This is a genomic window from Actinoallomurus oryzae, assembly GCF_039541955.1.
Taxonomy (GTDB): Bacteria; Actinomycetota; Actinomycetes; order Streptosporangiales; family Streptosporangiaceae; genus Actinoallomurus; species Actinoallomurus oryzae.
Map to the genome: position 1 here is coordinate 44969 of NZ_BAABHF010000059.1, position 15787 is coordinate 60755.

16 protein-coding genes are annotated in these 15787 nt (G+C 72.7%); 6 read left to right on the forward strand and 10 right to left on the reverse strand.

Annotated features, from left to right (window positions below; translation table 11 throughout):
• Positions 1 to 21 precede the first annotated feature (21 nt).
• Both ABEA10_RS45605 and hypF read left to right on the forward strand, forming a co-directional pair.
• On the forward strand, positions 22 to 675 hold the full coding sequence (locus tag ABEA10_RS45605) for a C39 family peptidase (RefSeq protein WP_345474957.1): 654 nt from the start codon (positions 22 to 24) through the stop codon (positions 673 to 675).
• A gap of 179 nt (positions 676 to 854) precedes the next feature.
• Positions 855 to 3080 (forward strand): carbamoyltransferase HypF, encoded by a 2226-nt coding sequence (gene hypF, locus ABEA10_RS45610; protein WP_345474958.1) that lies wholly within the window; start codon positions 855 to 857, stop codon positions 3078 to 3080.
• 12 nt (positions 3081 to 3092) lie between these two features.
• Here hypF and hypE read toward each other — a convergent pair whose 3' ends face one another.
• From hypE to ABEA10_RS45655, 9 genes are all read right to left on the reverse strand, one after another.
• Positions 3093 to 4244 (reverse strand): hydrogenase expression/formation protein HypE, encoded by a 1152-nt coding sequence (hypE, locus tag ABEA10_RS45615; RefSeq protein ID WP_345474959.1) that lies wholly within the window; start codon positions 4242 to 4244, stop codon positions 3093 to 3095.
• Positions 4237 to 5364 (reverse strand): hydrogenase formation protein HypD, encoded by a 1128-nt coding sequence (hypD, locus tag ABEA10_RS45620; protein ID WP_345474960.1) that lies wholly within the window; start codon positions 5362 to 5364, stop codon positions 4237 to 4239. The genes hypE and hypD overlap by 8 nt, the downstream gene beginning before the upstream one ends.
• A complete protein-coding gene (locus tag ABEA10_RS45625; protein ID WP_329236170.1) occupies positions 5364 to 5609 on the reverse strand; it encodes a HypC/HybG/HupF family hydrogenase formation chaperone in 246 nt (81 codons plus the stop codon). Before ABEA10_RS45625 ends, hypD begins: the two co-directional genes overlap by 1 nt.
• Positions 5584 to 5976, reverse strand: coding sequence for a hydrogenase maturation nickel metallochaperone HypA/HybF (locus ABEA10_RS45630; protein WP_329236173.1), 393 nt, complete (start codon positions 5974 to 5976; stop codon positions 5584 to 5586). Before ABEA10_RS45630 ends, ABEA10_RS45625 begins: the two co-directional genes overlap by 26 nt.
• Positions 5977 to 5981: 5 nt before the next feature.
• Positions 5982 to 6473 carry a hydrogenase maturation protease gene (locus ABEA10_RS45635; protein ID WP_345474961.1) on the reverse strand — a complete coding sequence of 164 codons (492 nt, stop codon included), beginning with the start codon at positions 6471 to 6473 and terminating at the stop codon, positions 5982 to 5984.
• Positions 6470 to 7504 carry a hypothetical protein gene (locus ABEA10_RS45640; RefSeq protein WP_345474962.1) on the reverse strand — a complete coding sequence of 345 codons (1035 nt, stop codon included), beginning with the start codon at positions 7502 to 7504 and terminating at the stop codon, positions 6470 to 6472. Before ABEA10_RS45640 ends, ABEA10_RS45635 begins: the two co-directional genes overlap by 4 nt.
• A 175-nt stretch (positions 7505 to 7679) precedes the next feature.
• Positions 7680 to 8366, reverse strand: coding sequence for a D-sedoheptulose-7-phosphate isomerase (locus ABEA10_RS45645; RefSeq protein ID WP_345474963.1), 687 nt, complete (start codon positions 8364 to 8366; stop codon positions 7680 to 7682).
• Positions 8367 to 8397: 31 nt separating this feature from the next.
• Positions 8398 to 8601 (reverse strand): HypC/HybG/HupF family hydrogenase formation chaperone, encoded by a 204-nt coding sequence (locus ABEA10_RS45650; protein WP_345474964.1) that lies wholly within the window; start codon positions 8599 to 8601, stop codon positions 8398 to 8400.
• Complete coding sequence (locus ABEA10_RS45655) at positions 8598 to 9209, reverse strand: D-sedoheptulose-7-phosphate isomerase (RefSeq protein ID WP_345474965.1); 612 nt, start codon at positions 9207 to 9209, stop codon at positions 8598 to 8600. Before ABEA10_RS45655 ends, ABEA10_RS45650 begins: the two co-directional genes overlap by 4 nt.
• Positions 9210 to 9514: 305 nt before the next feature.
• Between ABEA10_RS45655 and ABEA10_RS45660 the strand changes: the two genes are divergently transcribed.
• The 3 genes from ABEA10_RS45660 (at position 9515) to ABEA10_RS45670 (ending at position 13706) form a co-directional block, all read left to right on the forward strand.
• Positions 9515 to 9760 carry a DUF6400 family protein gene (locus tag ABEA10_RS45660; protein WP_329236184.1) on the forward strand — a complete coding sequence of 82 codons (246 nt, stop codon included), beginning with the start codon at positions 9515 to 9517 and terminating at the stop codon, positions 9758 to 9760.
• A complete protein-coding gene (locus ABEA10_RS45665; RefSeq protein WP_329236186.1) occupies positions 9747 to 9968 on the forward strand; it encodes a hypothetical protein in 222 nt (73 codons plus the stop codon). The genes ABEA10_RS45660 and ABEA10_RS45665 overlap by 14 nt, the downstream gene beginning before the upstream one ends.
• 210 nt (positions 9969 to 10178) lie before the next feature.
• Positions 10179 to 13706: an FG-GAP-like repeat-containing protein gene (locus tag ABEA10_RS45670; protein ID WP_345474966.1), complete on the forward strand. Its 3528-nt coding sequence runs from the start codon at positions 10179 to 10181 to the stop codon at positions 13704 to 13706.
• A 67-nt stretch (positions 13707 to 13773) separates the two neighbouring features.
• Here ABEA10_RS45670 and ABEA10_RS45675 read toward each other — a convergent pair whose 3' ends face one another.
• A complete protein-coding gene (locus ABEA10_RS45675; RefSeq protein ID WP_345474967.1) occupies positions 13774 to 14055 on the reverse strand; it encodes a hypothetical protein in 282 nt (93 codons plus the stop codon).
• Between the two features lie 267 nt (positions 14056 to 14322).
• Here ABEA10_RS45675 and ABEA10_RS45680 point away from each other — a divergent pair, with 267 nt between their 5' ends.
• Positions 14323 to 15780 (forward strand): MFS transporter, encoded by a 1458-nt coding sequence (locus tag ABEA10_RS45680; protein WP_345474968.1) that lies wholly within the window; start codon positions 14323 to 14325, stop codon positions 15778 to 15780.
• Positions 15781 to 15787 lie beyond the last annotated feature (7 nt).

Sequence of the window (15787 nt, forward strand, 5' to 3'; positions counted from 1 at the left end):
CAGCGGATTGAGGAGACACAGATGAAGCGATCGGTCCCTCGGGCGGTCATCGCACTGGCCGGTGCGTCCGCCGGAATCCTGCTCGTCGTGCCACCCGCGTCGGCCTCCGCCACCGGAGCCCGCACCACGACGGGAACGGTACGGGCGGCGGCCGCCAAGACCCTGCCGTTCACCTGGTTCGGGCAGGAGCGGTACTACTACTGCGGACCCGCGTCCACGAAGATCGCGTTGAGCGCCCGCATGACGCCGCCGTCGCAGGACACGCTCGCCGCGAGCCTGGGCACCACCACGAACGGCACCGACGACATCTCCAACGTCGTCGCCACCCTCAACCACTTCCTCGGCACCACCTGGTACGAGCGCAAGCCCGTCAACGACCCGCCGACCCAGGCACAGCGGGACCTGCTCAAGCAGGACCTGGTCTTCGACGTCGACCGCGGCTGGGCGATCGTCGCCAACGTCGTCAGCGGCTGGCGTCCGCCGGGCTACCCCAGCGGCACGATCTACCACTACGTCGCCGTGGTCGGCTATGCCGACGACGGCGACAGCGCGGTCATCGCCGACCCTGCGGGCGCGGGCGCCGGCGGCTCCGGCTGGACGGCCGTGCCGAAGACCTACACGATCAGCACCTACGACCTCGGCACCTGGATCGGCCTGAAGGCGTACGCCGCCTGAGAGACCGCCCGGATGCGTCCGGGCGGCCACCGGGCCGTCGCCGGCGCGGACGCGCGGTCCCCCGGCCGGCGATGATGGGGGCGGTTCTCACCACGGGCGGGGTGCGGTGAGGGCCGCCCTCCAATCTCTGCCGGGTACGGTCGCGATTCCCGCGGTCCGTGCGGGGGACGATACCGAGCGTGCGCGTCCGCACCGCAGTGAGAGTCGAGGGCACCGTCCAGGGCGTCGGGTTCCGGCCGTTCGTGCACGGCCTGGCGACCGGGCTCGGGCTCACCGGTCTGGTGGGCAACGACGCGCGTGGCGTCTTCATCGAGGTGGAGGGCGACCGGGAGGCCGTCGAGCGGTTTCTCGGCGGGCTGCGCGAGCCGCCTCCGCTGGCCGTGATCGAGCGGATCACCATCCGGGCGCTCCCGCCCGGCGGGCCGCGCGGCTTCGCCATCGTCGGCAGCGACGCGACCGGACGGCGTGCCGCTCTGGTCGCCGCCGACTCCGCGACCTGCGACGACTGCCTGCGCGAGCTGCGCGACCCGGCGGACCGCCGCCACGGCTACCCGTTCGTCAACTGCACCAACTGCGGGCCGCGCTTCACGATCGTCACCGACGTGCCCTACGACCGGCCCAGCACCACGATGGCCCGCTTCGCGATGTGCGACGCGTGCGCGGTCGAGTACCACGACCCGGCCGACCGGCGGTTTCACGCCCAGCCGGTCTGCTGTCCCGCCTGCGGGCCGCGGCTCGTGCTGCGCGACACGGACGGCCGGGACCTGCCCGGCGACCCGGTGAAGGCCGCGCGTGCGCTCCTGGCGGACGGCGGCGTCCTGGCGGTCAAGGGGCTGGGCGGGTACCACCTGGCCGCGACGGCGCGCGACGAAACCGCGGTCGCCGCGCTGCGGTCCCGCAAGCACCGGGAGGACAAGCCGTTCGCCGTGATGGTCGCGGACGTGCCCGCGGCGCGGTGGCTGGCCGACGTGGGCCCCGCCGAGGAGGTCCTGCTGACGAGCGCGCGGCGCCCGATCGTGCTCCTGCGCCGGCGGGCGGATGCCCCGCTGGCCGGGTCGGTCGCGCCGGGCGGCCGGTCCATCGGCGTCATGCTGCCCTACACGCCCCTGCATCACCTGCTCACCGCCGAGCCGCTCGTGCTGACCAGCGGGAACGTCTCCGACGAGCCGATCGCCCACCGCGACGACGACGCCTTCGCGCGCCTCGGCGCGATCGCGGACGCCTTCCTGACCCACGACCGGCCGATCCACGTGCGCACCGACGACTCGGTGACCCGGGTCTTTCGGGGACGGGAGCTGCCGGTGCGGCGCTCCCGCGGGTACGTGCCCGCGCCGGTGCCCCTGCCGCCCGGCGGTCCCGCGGTGCTCGCCTGCGGCGCGCAGCTGAAGAACACCTTCTGCCTGGCCCACGAGGGCCGCGCGTTCGTCTCCCACCACATCGGCGACCTGGAGAACCACGAGACCCTGCGCGCGTACGAGGAGGGCGTGGCGCACTTCCGCCGGCTCTTCGCGATCACGCCCTCGGTCGTGGCGCACGACCTGCACCCGGAGTACCTGTCCACCAAGTACGCGCTCGATCGCGGCCTGCCGCCGGTCGGCGTGCAGCACCACCACGCGCACATCGCCGCGTGCCTGGCGGACAACGAGCGGGCCGGACCGGTGATCGGCGTCGCGTTCGACGGCACCGGGTACGGCACGGACGACACGCTGTGGGGCGGGGAGTTCCTCGTCGCCGACCTCGTCGGGTTCGAGCGGGCCGGGCACCTGCTGCCGGTGCCGCTGCCGGGCGGCGCGGCCGCGATCCGCGAGCCGTGGCGGATGGCCGCCGCGTACGGCGTGCCCGCCGGGCTGGACGTGGCCCGGCGCAACGCGGCGAGCTGGGACCGGGTCGTCGCGCTGGCCCGCCGCGGGGTCGGCTCGCCGCCGACGTCGAGCGTGGGCCGGCTGTTCGACGCCGTCGCCGCCGTGCTCGGCGTCCGCGACCGCGTCACCTACGAGGGGCAGGCCGCCGTCGAGCTGGAGCAGCGCGCCGACCCGGACGAGCAGGGCGCCTACCCGGTCCGCCTCGACGGCGGTTCGCCGTTCACCGTACGCGGCGCCGACCTCGTCGCGGCCGTCGTGGCGGACCTGGCCTCGGGGGTGCCGGCGGTCGCCGCGCGGTTCCACAACACGGTCGCCCGCCTGGTGGTGGCCGGCGCCGTACGCCTGCGCGAGACCACCGGCCTGACGACGGTCGCCCTGTCCGGCGGCGTCTTCCAGAACGTCCTGCTCCTGGAACGCGCGGTCGCCGGCCTGGAGGCCGAGGGCTTCGACGTGCTGGTCCACCACCGCGTACCGCCGAACGACGGCGGCATCAGCCTGGGCCAGGCCGCGATCGCCACCGCCCGCGCGCTCGCCGCCCGCTGACGGGCCGCCGCCTCAGCAGATGCGCGGCAGGGGGTCGCCGACCAGCAGGTCGACGATGCGCGTGCCGCCGAAGGCGGTCTTGAGCAGGACGAGTCCCGGCGGGTCGTCCCTGATCCGGCCCACGATCGCGGCTCCCTCGCCCAACGGGTGCGAGCGCAGGGCGGCCAGTGCGTCGCCGGCCGCGTCGCCGGACACGACCGCGACCATGCGGCCCTCGCAGGCGACGTACAGCGGGTCGATGCCGAGCAGCTCACAGGCGCCGCGCACGTCCGGGCGTACCGGGATCGCGTTCTCCTCCACGACGACGGCCACGTCCGCGTCGCTCGCCACCTCGTTGAGGATCGTCGCCACTCCCCCGCGGGTCGCGTCGCGCATGCGGCGCACGCCGCCTCCGCAGGCCTCCAGCAGGGTCGCGACCAGGCCGTTCAGGGGTGCGGTGTCGGAGGCCAGGTCGGACTCGATGTCCAGCTCGCCGCGGGCCAGCATGATCGTCACGCCGTGCTCGCCGATCGGGCCGGAGACCAGGACGGCGTCGCCCGGCCGTACCTCGCCGCCGGGCGGGCGCCGGGCCACGCCGACCCCGGCGGTGCTGATGTAGCAGCCGTCCGCCTTGCCGCGCTGGACCACCTTGGTGTCACCGGTGACGATCCGCACGCCCGCCGCCTCGGCGGCGGCGCGCATCGACTCGACGATCCGGCGCAGGCCGGCGACCGGGAAGCCCTCCTCCAGGATGAAGCCGGCCGACAGGTGCAGCGGCTCGGCGCCGGAGACGGCCAGGTCGTTGACGGTGCCGTTGACGGCCAGGTCGCCGATGTCGCCGCCGGGGAAGAACAGCGGCGACACGACGTAGGAGTCGGTGGTGAACACCATCGAGGCGCCGTCGACGGCGAACCGGGCGCCGTCGTCCAGGGGTTCGAGCAGCGGGTTGCGGAAGGCGTCGAGGAAGACCGCCTCGATGAGCGTGTGGGTGGCCTTGCCGCCGGAGCCGTGGGCGAGGGTGATGGCGTCCTCGCGCAGCCGCGGCCTGCGGCGGCGGGCCCGCTCGATGCGTTCGAGCACCTGCTCCTCGCGGTCGGCGACCTCGGTGTGCGCGTGCTCGCGCACGGCCGCTTCGGCCCACTCCGCGGAACGCCCGGTCACGGGCCGCCTCACGTCCTCAGTCACGGGCCGCCTCCCGTACCCGGTCGCGGGAGAACCGGCCGAAGTTGTAGTACGCGGCGCAGGCGCCCTCGGAGGAGACCATGCAGGTGCCGATCGGCGTCTCCGGTGTGCACGCGGTGCCGAAGACCTTGCACTCCCAGGGCTTGAGCACCCCCTTGAGCACCTCGCCGCACTGGCAGGCCTTCGGATCGGTCACCCGCCCGCCGGGGATCTGGAAGATCCGCTCGGCGTCGAACCCGGCGTACGCGTCGCGGACGCGCAGCGCGGAGTGGGAGATGAAGCCCAGACCCCGCCACTCGAAGTACGGCCGCGGCTCCATCGTCTCGGCGATGGCCCCGAGCGCCCTGGGGTTGCCGTCCCACGGCACGACACGCGCGTACTGGTTCTCCACCTCCGACCGGCGCTCGGCGAGCTGCGTGAGCAGCATGTGGATCGAGGTCAGGATGTCGAGCGGCTCGAACCCGGCGACGACCAGCGGCTTGCCGTACTCCCGGGCGATGAAGTCGTACGGCCGGCAGCCGATCACCGTCGAGACGTGGCCGGGGCCGATGAAGCCGTCGAGGCGCAGGTCCGGAGAGTCGAGGATCGCCTTGATCGCCGGGATGATCGTCACGTGGTTGCAGAAGACGGAGAAGTTGGCCAGCCCCTCGGCCCTGGCCCGCAGCACGGTCATCGCGGTGGACGGCGCGGTCGTCTCGAAGCCGATCGCCAGGAAGACGACCTTCTTGCCCGGGTTCTGCCGGGCGATCTTGAGCGCGTCCAGCGGGGAGTACACCATCCGGATGTCGGCGCCGCGCGCCTTGGAGTCGAAGAAGGACCCGCGCCCGCCGGGCACCCGCATCATGTCGCCGAAGGAAGTCATGATCACGTCGTCCTGCTCGGCGATGTGGATCGCATCGTCCACCCGGCCCATCGGGATCACGCAGACCGGACAGCCGGGGCCGTGCACGAGCGTGACGTTGTCCGGCAGGTGGTCCGCCAGCCCGTGCTTGTAGATGGTGTGCGTGTGCCCGCCGCAGACCTCCATGAACTTGTACTCCCGGCCCGGGTCGCACAGGCGCGCGATCGAGGCGGCCAGCGCGCGGGCCTGGTCCGCGTCGCGGTACTCGTCGACGAAACGCATCACTCGATCCTCGATTCCCGTAGCGCCTCCATCTCGTCGGCGTAGGCCTGGCCGACGCCTTCGAGGAAGTCCATCGCCGCCTTGGCCTCGGCCTCGTCGATCTTGGACAGGGCGAACCCGACGTGGATGAGGATCCAGTCGCCCGGCCGTGGCTCCTCGTCGGTGATCAGCCCGATGTTGATCGCCCGCCGGACGCCGCTGACGTCGACCTTGGCGAGGTCAGGCTGGTCGGGGAGGATCTCCACGATCTCCCCCGGGATTCCCAGGCACATCGGGTGCCTCCCCTATCTCGATGGATTCCAGCACCAGCTCGTCGCCTCCGGTCACGTCCACGTCGCCGTCGCCGCACGTGGGGCAGACCGCCAGCGGGTCGAGCGTGCTGCCGTCGTGGCCGCAGGCGCGGCAGGTGAGCCGGGCCGGGGTCACGACCATGTCGATGGCCGCGCCCTGCGCGACGGTGCCCTCGGTGACCAGCTGGAACGCCTGGTCCATCGAGGGCTCGACGATCCGCAGCAGGGCGCCGGCCCGGATCGTCGCCCGGCAGACCGGGCGTCCGGCGGCGCGTTTCTCGACCGCCTCGAGGATCGCGGCGGCGAGTCCGATCTCATGCATTCACGTCACCGCCCCACCGTGGGTTCCTGATGGTCACGGAGCTCCTCCTCGATGAGTTCGCGAACCAGCCGGACGGCGGGTTCGATGGCCGCGGCGACCGGGGGGCTGAGCTCCATGCCCGGCGCGACGTCCGCGGGCTCGCAGCCGACGAGCAGGACCCTGCGCATCTCGCCGCCGACGGCGCCGACCAGGCCGAGCACGACGTCGGGCGTCATCCCGTGCGCGTCGACGGCGGCCTGGGGCTCGCCCTGTCCGAGCTCCAGGGCGTACAGCGTGCCGGGCTCCTCGCCGCGCGGCGCCGCGTCGATGAGGATCGTCGTGTCGTACGCGGACAGCTCGTAGGCGAGGTGGATGCCGCGGATGCCGAAGTCGCCGACGACGACGCCGTCGGGCAGCGGGGTACGGTCGAGCCGCTCGCTCAGTCTCCGGGCGACCTCGACGCCGAACCCGTCGTCGCCCAGGAAGACGTTGCCCACGCCCGCGACCAGAATCTTCACAGCGGCTCCACGTCCTGCGGGCCGAAGTACCAGTAGCGGCCCTGGGCCCGGCGCAGGTCCGTGCCGGGGTCGTCGTCGACGGTGACGGCCAGGTGCCGCGAACCGTCGACGTCGAACAGCACGGCCTCGACGGTCGCGATCCGCCCGGCCACGAACATGTCCTGCGCGTCGGCGCGCCCGCCCGGCGTGAGGCGCACCTTGCTGCCCCTGCCGACCTCGTGTCCGGCGATGGTGATCCGGTCGGCCTCCGGGGCGGCCGGCGCGTCGGCGCCAGGACCGCACCAGGGCCGGTCGGTGAGCGTCGTCGCGGGCTCGCCGGGGTCCTCCCGGGTGAGGCGCGGCCGGTCGCGCAGAATGACCGGCGAGGACAGCACCAGGTCGTCCGCGACCAGCACCGGCCAGGCGCGGAGGTTCTCACACCCTTCGGCGTACGGCCGCGCCCACTCCGGCGGGTCGGCCAGCGAGAGGAACACCCCGCCGGTGAGGCCGAGCAGCGCGTGCGCCGTGACGAGCGAGCGCCGCAGCGCCTCGGGCCGCTCCTCGCCGGTCCATCCGCTGGTGTTCTCCAGCCGCAGCCGGAGCCGCACCACGCCGTACGGGCCGGGCAGGCGCTCGGCGGAGGCGCGGACCCGCACGTCGAGCGGTTCCGCGGTGCGGGTGACGCCGTCGGCGGTCTCACGGCCGCCGGGGATCCGTTCATCGTGCCGGCGTTCGCCGGCGAGCAGGTCGGCGAGGGGCCAGGCGAGGTCGATCTCACGCTCGGCCGCCTCGTCACGCGGTGTGGCGCCCTCGGCGGTTCGCGCCCGTACGTGCAGGAAACGGCAGCGTACGTGCAGCACCCCGCCGTCGCCGCCGTCCAGCAGGCACTCGGTCTGGGCGGCCGACGGCTCCTCGGTGGCGGTGAAGCCGGGCGGTACGAGCACAACGAGCTGCCGGCGGACCCGGTCCCGCACCGCGCCGTACGGGGCGGGCCGGTGACCGTCGTAGAGGACGGCGTCGGCGACCGCGCGAGCGGCTTCCAGGTCGGTCACGGGGCCTCCTTCGCCGGAGGGACGACCACGCGCGCGTGTCTTCTGGCTCGTGCGCTCACGAGGCCTTCTCTCGATGGCCATCGTGGCGGTGACCTGCGATGACGGGCACCTATGACAGTTACCCACCAGGTGGAGACGTCCAACCCACCGAACCGCGGGCGGCGCGGGGAGGGCGTCAGAGCGCGTACTGGGTGAGCTCCCACAGGGCGTGGTAGACGGTCGTCTGCGCCTCCTGGATGCGATGCACCGACGAGGAGGGCACCGTGAAGAGGTGGTCGAGGCCGTCGAGCTCGGCCATCTGCCCGCCCGTGTGCCCCGCCAGTCCGATCGTCAGCATTCCCCGGCGAGTGGCCTCCTCGAAGGCGCGGATCAGGTTGGTGGAGTTGCCGCTCGTCGACAGGCCCAGCGCGAGGTCCCCCGCCCGGCCGAACGCGCCGAGCTGGCGGGCGAACACCACGTCGAAGCCGATGTCGTTGGACAGCGCGGTCATCACCGCCACGTCGGTGGTCAACGCCAGCGCCGGCAGCGGACGCGCGTCGCCGCCGGGGTTGAGGAAGAGCGCGGCGACGTCCTGCGCGTCGGTGGAGCTGCCGCCGTTGCCGAAGGTGAACAGCCGGCCGCCGGCGCGGAAGGCCACCGCCATTCGCGCGGCGCAGGCCTCCAGCCGCGGGCCGTCCAGGGCGAGCACGCTCTGGCGCAGTGCCACGATCTCCTCCGCCTTCTCGACGGTGGACCGGCGCACGTCGGCCAGGACCGGCTCCAGGTCGGCCGTCCCGGAGTAGAGGAACGGGTACAGCTCCCGCATCCCTCCCGGGAGCGCCCCGTCGCCGGACGGCACGCTCTCGTCACTCCGCTCTCTCATGAGCCCTCCTCCGCCGGGCGGTCCGGTTCGCTCACGGCACCACGCCGATCGCCTCTTTGGCGTGAACCAGGACGACGTCGCCGACCTCGGCGTCCACGAGGGCGACGCTGACCTCCTCGATGCGTCCGCCGCCGACGTCGACGTCGGCCAGGTCGCCGTCGCGCAGGCGGACCACGCGTACCGCGACGGCCTCATCGGAGCAGGTCACGCAGTGGTCATCGGAGCAGTGGTTCACGCGATCACCTCCGGGCCGAGCACGCCGGGCTGTTCGAGGAGGACGTGGACCAGCTCCCACAGCACGTGGTACGCGGTGACGTGCACCTCCTTGACCACGCGCGGGTCATCGGAGGGCACCACGATCCGGTGGCCGGCGACCCCGGCCGCCGCGATGTCGCCGCCGTCGCCGCCGAGCAGCGCCACCGTCAGCAGGCCCATGTCCCGGGCGGTGCGCAGCCCGGCGAGCACGTCGCCGCACCGTCCGTCGGGCGAGACACCGAGCGCGATGTCGTCGGGCGCGGCGAAGTGCCGCAGCTGGTGCGCGAAGATGTCGGCGAACCCGGCCGCCGCGCCGACCCCGGTCAGCGTGGCGACGTCGCCGGTCAGCGACAGGGCGGGCAGGGCGCGCTTGCCGACGATCACCGGGTGGACGAACTCGACCGCGATGTGCTGGGCGTCGGTGGCCGCGCCGCCGTTGCCGAAGGTGAACAGCCGGCCGCCCCGGTGAAAGCGCCCGGCCATCGCGTGGCAGGCCTCCGCGATCGCTTCCGCGTGGGCCGCCAGCGCCCGCCCGGGCGCCTCTCGCCGGGCGAAGACCGCACCGAGGTGTTCTGTTGTCCGCGGCATGGCGGACCTTCTTCCTTCGCGAGGTCGGAGGCGTCGATGACGGCCTGTGACAGAGGACTCACAGAACATATGTCAGCCGCCGGGGAGCGACAACGCAGTCCGCACCAAGGGATCTCCCGCGCTTCTCCAATCACGACAATGCCCCGGCCAAGGACTCCGGGGGCCGCTCGGACGGCGTTCAGCCCATGACGGCACCCCCGCTGACCAGCGATAACATGAGGCATTACCCCTTTGTCCAATTTCACCCTCCGTGATCGGCGTGCCTGTTCCGGGCGCCCGGTCACCCCCCACCCCCGGGAAGCCGAATGCATCAGGACCCCCAGAGATACGTCGTCTTCGAGGTCGATCTCGAGCGCGAGGAGGCCCGCCGCCGCGCCGAGGCGGTCGCGGCGCTCGGCCCGCACTGGGATCCGGCCGCCGCGCTGCGGGACGAGGAGGCGGCACACGACCTGCTCTACTCCGGTCTCGACGCGAAGCAGCAGGAGATCTACGACCGGCTGGTCTCGGCCGGTGTGCTGCCGCGACGGGAGCCCGGCCGTGCTGCCGATTGACCCCGGCGCCGACATCGCACGCCGCGCCTGGATCCCCTGCCCCCGGTGCCGTGACCACGAGGGCTGCGACGACTGCGGCGCCGGCCGCACCTGCACCGTCCACTGGCGCTACCTGCTCGCCAACCGAGGCCGCGTCCTGTACCTGCAGTGCCCGTCCTGCACCCACCTGTGGGAGCACGAGACGCCTCTCGGCGGCGACGCCGCGTAGCGCGGAAACCGGCCGCACGGGGCGATGCGCCCGCCCGTGGCCGGGAGATGCCGGTCACCGCCCCGCTCGACGGCGACCGCGTCGCGGGCGTTCACCGCATCCCGGTTAACGCGAAAATTACTCATGTCCTCATGCGGTCAAAGGGGTATTCCTGACTCCCCGATTGCCTCAATGTGATCAGCGCGATCAGACGCGATTGAGGTGGGTCGGATGAGGCGTGTCCTGGCCGTCGTGTTCGCCGTCGTCCTCGTGGTGACGCTCTCCGCCGGTCGGGGCGGCGCCGCCACCTTCCCCGCCGGGCCGCCGGACGACCCCGACTACGCGCCCGCCGAGCAGGGCGGCGCCCTCACCTGCCTGACGGCGGGGGCGCCCGGGGCCGAGCAGCACAACCTTTACTCCTTCATGCCCCGCTGCACGCCGGGCGCGAAGGACCCCGAGGGCGCGTCCGGAATGTCGGTCGACGCGGCCTGGCGGGACTACACCACCGGGTCGCCCGACACGGTGATCGCCTACGTCGAGGCGGGCATCAACTGGCACGGCTCGGACGTCGCCGACCTGGCGAACAAGGTCTACCTCAACACCGGCGAACTGCCGAAGCCGCAGGGCTCCTCGTCCTACGACCGCGACGGCGACGGCGCGGTCACCGCCGCCGACTACAAGGACGACGACCGCGTCCACGACGCCAACGGGAACGGCCTGATGGACCCCGAGGACCTGATCGCCGCCTTCTCCGACGGCAAGGACGACGACGGCAACGGCTTCACCGACGACATCTCCGGCTGGGACTTCTACGACGACCAGAACGACCCGGCCACCTCCGACGGCACGTACGGGCACGCCAACGACCAGCTCAGGAAGGCCGGCGCGCAGACCGACAACGGAAAGCTCGGCGCGGGGATCTGCCCGAAGTGCCGGCTGATGCCGATCCGGGCCGGCCAGGAGGCGCTCGACCGCACCGACGACCTCACCGCGGCGTGGCTGTACGCGGGGCGCGCGGGCGCCAAGGTCATCGTGAGCACCACCGCCGACCTCGGCTACTCCTCCGCCATGCGCCGCGCCGTGGACAAGCTCTGGAACGACGGCGTGATCATGGTCGAGTCGAGCAACGACTTCGACTCGACCGACCACCAGGGCGGCATGTTCTGGCCCCACGTCATCCCCGGCAACGGGCTGGTGCCCAACACCGACGGCGTCACGGGCGCGCTCGCCAACGCGCTGACCACGACGTACCGCGAACGCTCCAACCTGACCTCCTTCGGCGCGCACGCGATGTTCTCGGTGGCCACCATGGGCGGCTCGACGTCGGAGTCGACGCCGACGACGGGCGGGCTGTTCGGCCTGCTGCTGTCGTACGGGGCGCAGGCGGCGGGTGAGAAGAAGATCGCCTGGCCGCTGAGCAACGGCGAGGCCGTGCAGGTGATGCGGGCGACCGCGAGCGACATCGCCGACACGAGCCTCGGCTGGCCGGGCCGGCCCGGCTGGGACAGCCAGTACGGATACGGCCGGCCGAACATCCACGCCGCCATGGCCGCGGTGGCGAAGGGTGACATCCCCCCGGTCGCCTCGATCGAGAGCCCGGACTGGTACTCCCTCTACGACCCGGAGACGACGGCGTCGGTGCCGGTCACCGGGCACGTGGAGGCGCGGCGGGCGTCGGGCTTCCGGTACGAACTGCAGTTCGCGCCCGGCCTCGACCCGGCGGAGGGCGACTTCGCCAAGGCCGGGTCGGGGGACGGCAGCGGCGTCTACGACGGCAGGGTCGGCACGCTGGACCTCTCCGGGCTGCCCCGGTCGTTCTGGACGAAGGCCTACACGATGTCGGACGACAAGGCGCTGTCGTCCACCGAGCAGTACACGGTCACCCTCCGCCTGCGCGTCTGGGACGACCAGGGCCGGATGGGCGAGGAGCGGCGTACGATCGCGGTCCACCACGACGCGAGCCTGCGGGCCGGCTTCCCGCAGAAGTTCGGCATCGGCGGGGAGAGCCAGCCGGCGCCGGCGGACCTCCAGGGCACGGGCCACCAGGCGATCGTGTTCGGCGACGCCGACGGCCGGGTGCACGCGATCGACGGCGTGAGCGGCAAGGAGCTGCCCGGCTGGCCCGCGTCCACGAACGCGAGCCCCGTGCGGATCCCCGGCTTCGACCCCGGCCACGAGCCGATCGTCGCGCCGGTCGCGGTCGGCGACCTGTTCCACGACGGACGGCAGGAGGTCGTGGCGACCAGCACCACCGGCCGTACGTACGCCTTCGACTCCTCGGGAAAGACGCTGCCGGGCTGGCCGAAGACGCTCGACACGGGCGTGAGCAAGCCGGCGATCCCGCGGCCCTCGCTGCCGTACACCCGGCTGCCGCACCGGGGCGCGACGGCCTCCCCCGTCCTCGTCGACCTGGACGGCAAGCCCGGCCTGGAGGTCGTGCAGGCGGGCTGGGACGGGCACGTTCACGCCTGGCACGCGGACGGCGGCGCGGTGGCCGGCTGGCCGGTGAAGGTCGCCGACCCGCCGAAGCCGTCCTCCGGCGTCGCCATCGACGACGCGAAGCTGGACGCGACGCCGGCCGTGGCCGACCTCGACGGCGATCACAAGCCGGAGGTCGTGGTCCGCTCGCAGCATTCGGAGAGCCCCGGCGCGGGCATCCAGCTGCTCGGCGCGAACTACGTGTACGCCTACCACGCCGACGGTTCGCCGGTCGGCGGCTGGCCCGTACGGCTGCCCTCGATCATCACCTACTACGGCAGCGCACAGGAGTTCATCACCGAGGCGGCGGGCAGCCCCGCCGTGGCCGACGTCGACGGCGACGGCAAGGACGAGGTGGCGGCCGGGCCGTCGTTCGCGGCCACCTTCCTGGTCGGCGGGGACGGCAAGGTGCGGAACGCCTACGGCCCGCTGAACAACCCGGCGCTCGGACTGCTGAACGGCGACGAGAGCATCATCCGCGCGCTGCTGGGCGGCAAGCTGCCCGCCGACGTGCCCGCCTCGTTCACCACCACCGGCGCGTTCGGGCGCTTCGGGGCGGCCGGGCGGCTGGGGTACGCCGAGTCGGGATCGGGCGCGGTGTCGCTGATCGCGGCGCTGCTGTACCCGGGCAGCGGCAGCCCGATCGGCAATTTCGAACGCGGCTACGACGCGGTCACCGGGCTACCGGTCCCCGGCTTCCCGCACGAGCGGGCGGGCCTGGACTTCCTGGGTGCGCCGCTGATCACCGACGTCACCGGCGACGGTAAGGCCGAGGTCGTCGACGGCGGGGACACCTCGACCGTGCACGCCTTCACCTCCTCCGGCCAGGCCGCGGGCTTCCCCAAGTTCACCGGCGGCTGGACCCTGTTCTCCCCGGCGGCGGGCGACCTGGACGGGGACGGGAAGACCGACCTGGTCACCACGACCCGCGAGGGCTACCTGTTCGCCTGGAAGACCGACGGCAAGCCGGACGCCGAGTCGTGGGCCTACCACCACGACGAGTGGCGCACCGGCCGGTACGGCACCGACACCCGGCCGCCGGGCCTGCTGAAGGATCTCCAGCGCAGCGGCGCGACGGTCACCTTCACCGCGCCGGGCGACGACGGGTACACCGGCCGCGTGACGTCGTACCGCGTCACGGCCGACGGGACCACGACGACGGTCCCGGCGACCGTGGACGCGGGCGGCAGGCAGAGCGTGACCGTCCCGGCCGGCGCGCAGAAGGTCACCGTCCAGGCCGTGGACGACGCGGGCGGTCTGAGCCTCCCGGCGAGCCCGTGAGCGTACGGCATGCCGCTCTCGCCGCCGCGTCATGGCCCCACGGCGGGCTCTCGGGCGTCGACGCTCTCTAGTCGTCCGCCTGCGCGACGATGCTGGAGGCGATGTCGTCGACCACAGAGCCGGTCGTGTAGATCTCGATGGCGAGTTCGGTCTGGCAGTCCTTCAACCATGCGAGCAGATTCGTCGCGTCGTGCACGTCGTACGACGGACGGTCGAAACCGATCCGTGCGCCACCGGCCGCACCGGGAACCCTGAGCGGCGCGTAGCCGGTGACTTTCGTGTCTCCCTCGCTGCGCCGTAGGTCGGCTTCCTTCGGGCAGTGGCTCATGGTGGAGTAGCCGGCGGTCATGACCGCCTCCCCGGAAGCGTCCCGCCAGTGATGGCCGCCGTTTCCGTCCGTCTCCTCCTGCCACTGTCCCGGCCGTCGGCTGCCGAGCCCGGTGACCGCTGCCGGCAGCCGGGATGCCCGCTTTGCCGGGGCGAACCACCGTACCGTCCGGGTTCGAAGGTGTCAGCCCGGTTCGCCGGGCCTCCCCTCTCGTCCCCGTTCCTGCCAGCGGAGATATCCTAAGTTAGTTAGGTTCGGTAACTAACGTTGGTCAGCGCAGGAGGCTCGGTGCCGGAACTCGCCCACCGCCGGCGAACACTCGTCCTGGCGATCTGCTGTATGAGCCTGTTCATCGTCGGGCTCGACAACACGATCGTCAACGTCGCTCTGCCCTCGCTCCAGCACGATCTCCACGCACCGGTCAACGGCCTGCAGTGGACGATCGACGCCTACACGCTGGTACTGGCGAGTCTCCTGATGCTGGCCGGTTCCACCGGTGACCGCGTCGGCCGCAAACGCACCTTCCAGACCGGCCTCGTCGTGTTCGTCGTCGGCTCGGCGCTCTGCGGTACGGCACCGAGCCTGGGCTGGCTCGTGGCCTTCCGGGCGCTGCAGGCCATCGGCGGGTCGATGCTCAACCCGATCGCCATGTCGATCATCACCAACACGTTCACCGAGCCGCGCGAACGCGCCCGTGCCATCGGCGTCTGGGGCGGCGTGAGCGGCGTGAGCATGGCGCTGGGCCCGATCGTCGGCGGTGTTCTCATCGACTCGGTCGGCTGGCGATCGATCTTCTGGATCAACGTGCCGGTCGGGGTGGCGGCTCTCGTGCTGACCGCCCTCTTCGTTCCGGAGTCCAAGGCGCCCCGGGCACGCCGGCCCGACCCGATCGGACAGCTCCTCGTCATCGTCACGCTCGCGGCGCTGACCTACGCGATCATCGAGGGGCCGCACGCCGGCTGGACCTCAGGGAAGATCCTCGGTTTCTTCGGGCTCGCCGCGGCGGCGCTGGCCGGGCTCCTCGTGTACGAGCCCCGCCGCACCGATCCGCTGATCGAACTGCGGTTCTTCCGCAGCGCGCCGTTCTCCGGCGCGACGGTGATCGCGGTCAGCGCGTTCGCGGGGCTGGGCGGTTTCCTCTTCCTCAACACCCTGTACCTGCAGGACGTGCGCGGTCTGTCCCCGCTCCTCGCCGGCCTGTACGTCCTGCCCATCGCGGCGATGACGATGGTGTTCGCCCCCGTGTCCGGCCGGCTCGTCGGCAGCCGGGGTCCGCGTCCCTCACTGGTCATCGCGGGCGTCTGCCTGACCGCCGGCGGTGTCCTGCTCACCGGCCTGACCACCGACACGTCCACCGGCCTGCTGATCACCGCGTACTTCGTCTTCGGCGCCGGGATGGCGATGGTCAACGCGCCGATCACCAACACGGCGATGTCCGGCATGCCCCGGGACCAGGCGGGCGTCGCCGCCGCGACGGCCTCCACGAGCCGCCAGGTCGGCCAGTCCCTCGGCGTCGCGCTCGCCGGTTCGCTGGTGAGTTCGGGGATCCATGGAGCGTTCCGATCGGGCTTCGCCTCGGCGAGCCACGCCGCCTGGTGGCTCGTCACGACATACGGCCTCATCGTGCTCGTGCTGGGCATGGTCACGACCGGACGGTGGGCCCGCGCCACCGCGGCACGTGCCGCCGGGCGGTTCTCCACCGACGACACGGCGCGGGTCGCCGCGGGACCGCTCGCGCGACGGTGACGGGGAA

Coding starts and splice junctions, on each gene's coding strand:
- ABEA10_RS45605 (WP_345474957.1), top strand. CDS start 22: ATGAAGCGATCGGTCCCTCGGGCGGTCATCGCACTGGCCGGTGCGTCC.
- hypD (WP_345474960.1), bottom strand. CDS start 5,364: ATGCGTTTCGTCGACGAGTACCGCGACGCGGACCAGGCCCGCGCGCTG.
- ABEA10_RS45630 (WP_329236173.1), bottom strand. CDS start 5,976: ATGCATGAGATCGGACTCGCCGCCGCGATCCTCGAGGCGGTCGAGAAA.
- ABEA10_RS45645 (WP_345474963.1), bottom strand. CDS start 8,366: ATGAGAGAGCGGAGTGACGAGAGCGTGCCGTCCGGCGACGGGGCGCTC.
- ABEA10_RS45655 (WP_345474965.1), bottom strand. CDS start 9,209: ATGCCGCGGACAACAGAACACCTCGGTGCGGTCTTCGCCCGGCGAGAG.
- ABEA10_RS45660 (WP_329236184.1), top strand. CDS start 9,515: ATGCATCAGGACCCCCAGAGATACGTCGTCTTCGAGGTCGATCTCGAG.
- ABEA10_RS45670 (WP_345474966.1), top strand. CDS start 10,179: ATGAGGCGTGTCCTGGCCGTCGTGTTCGCCGTCGTCCTCGTGGTGACG.
- ABEA10_RS45675 (WP_345474967.1), bottom strand. CDS start 14,055: ATGACCGCCGGCTACTCCACCATGAGCCACTGCCCGAAGGAAGCCGAC.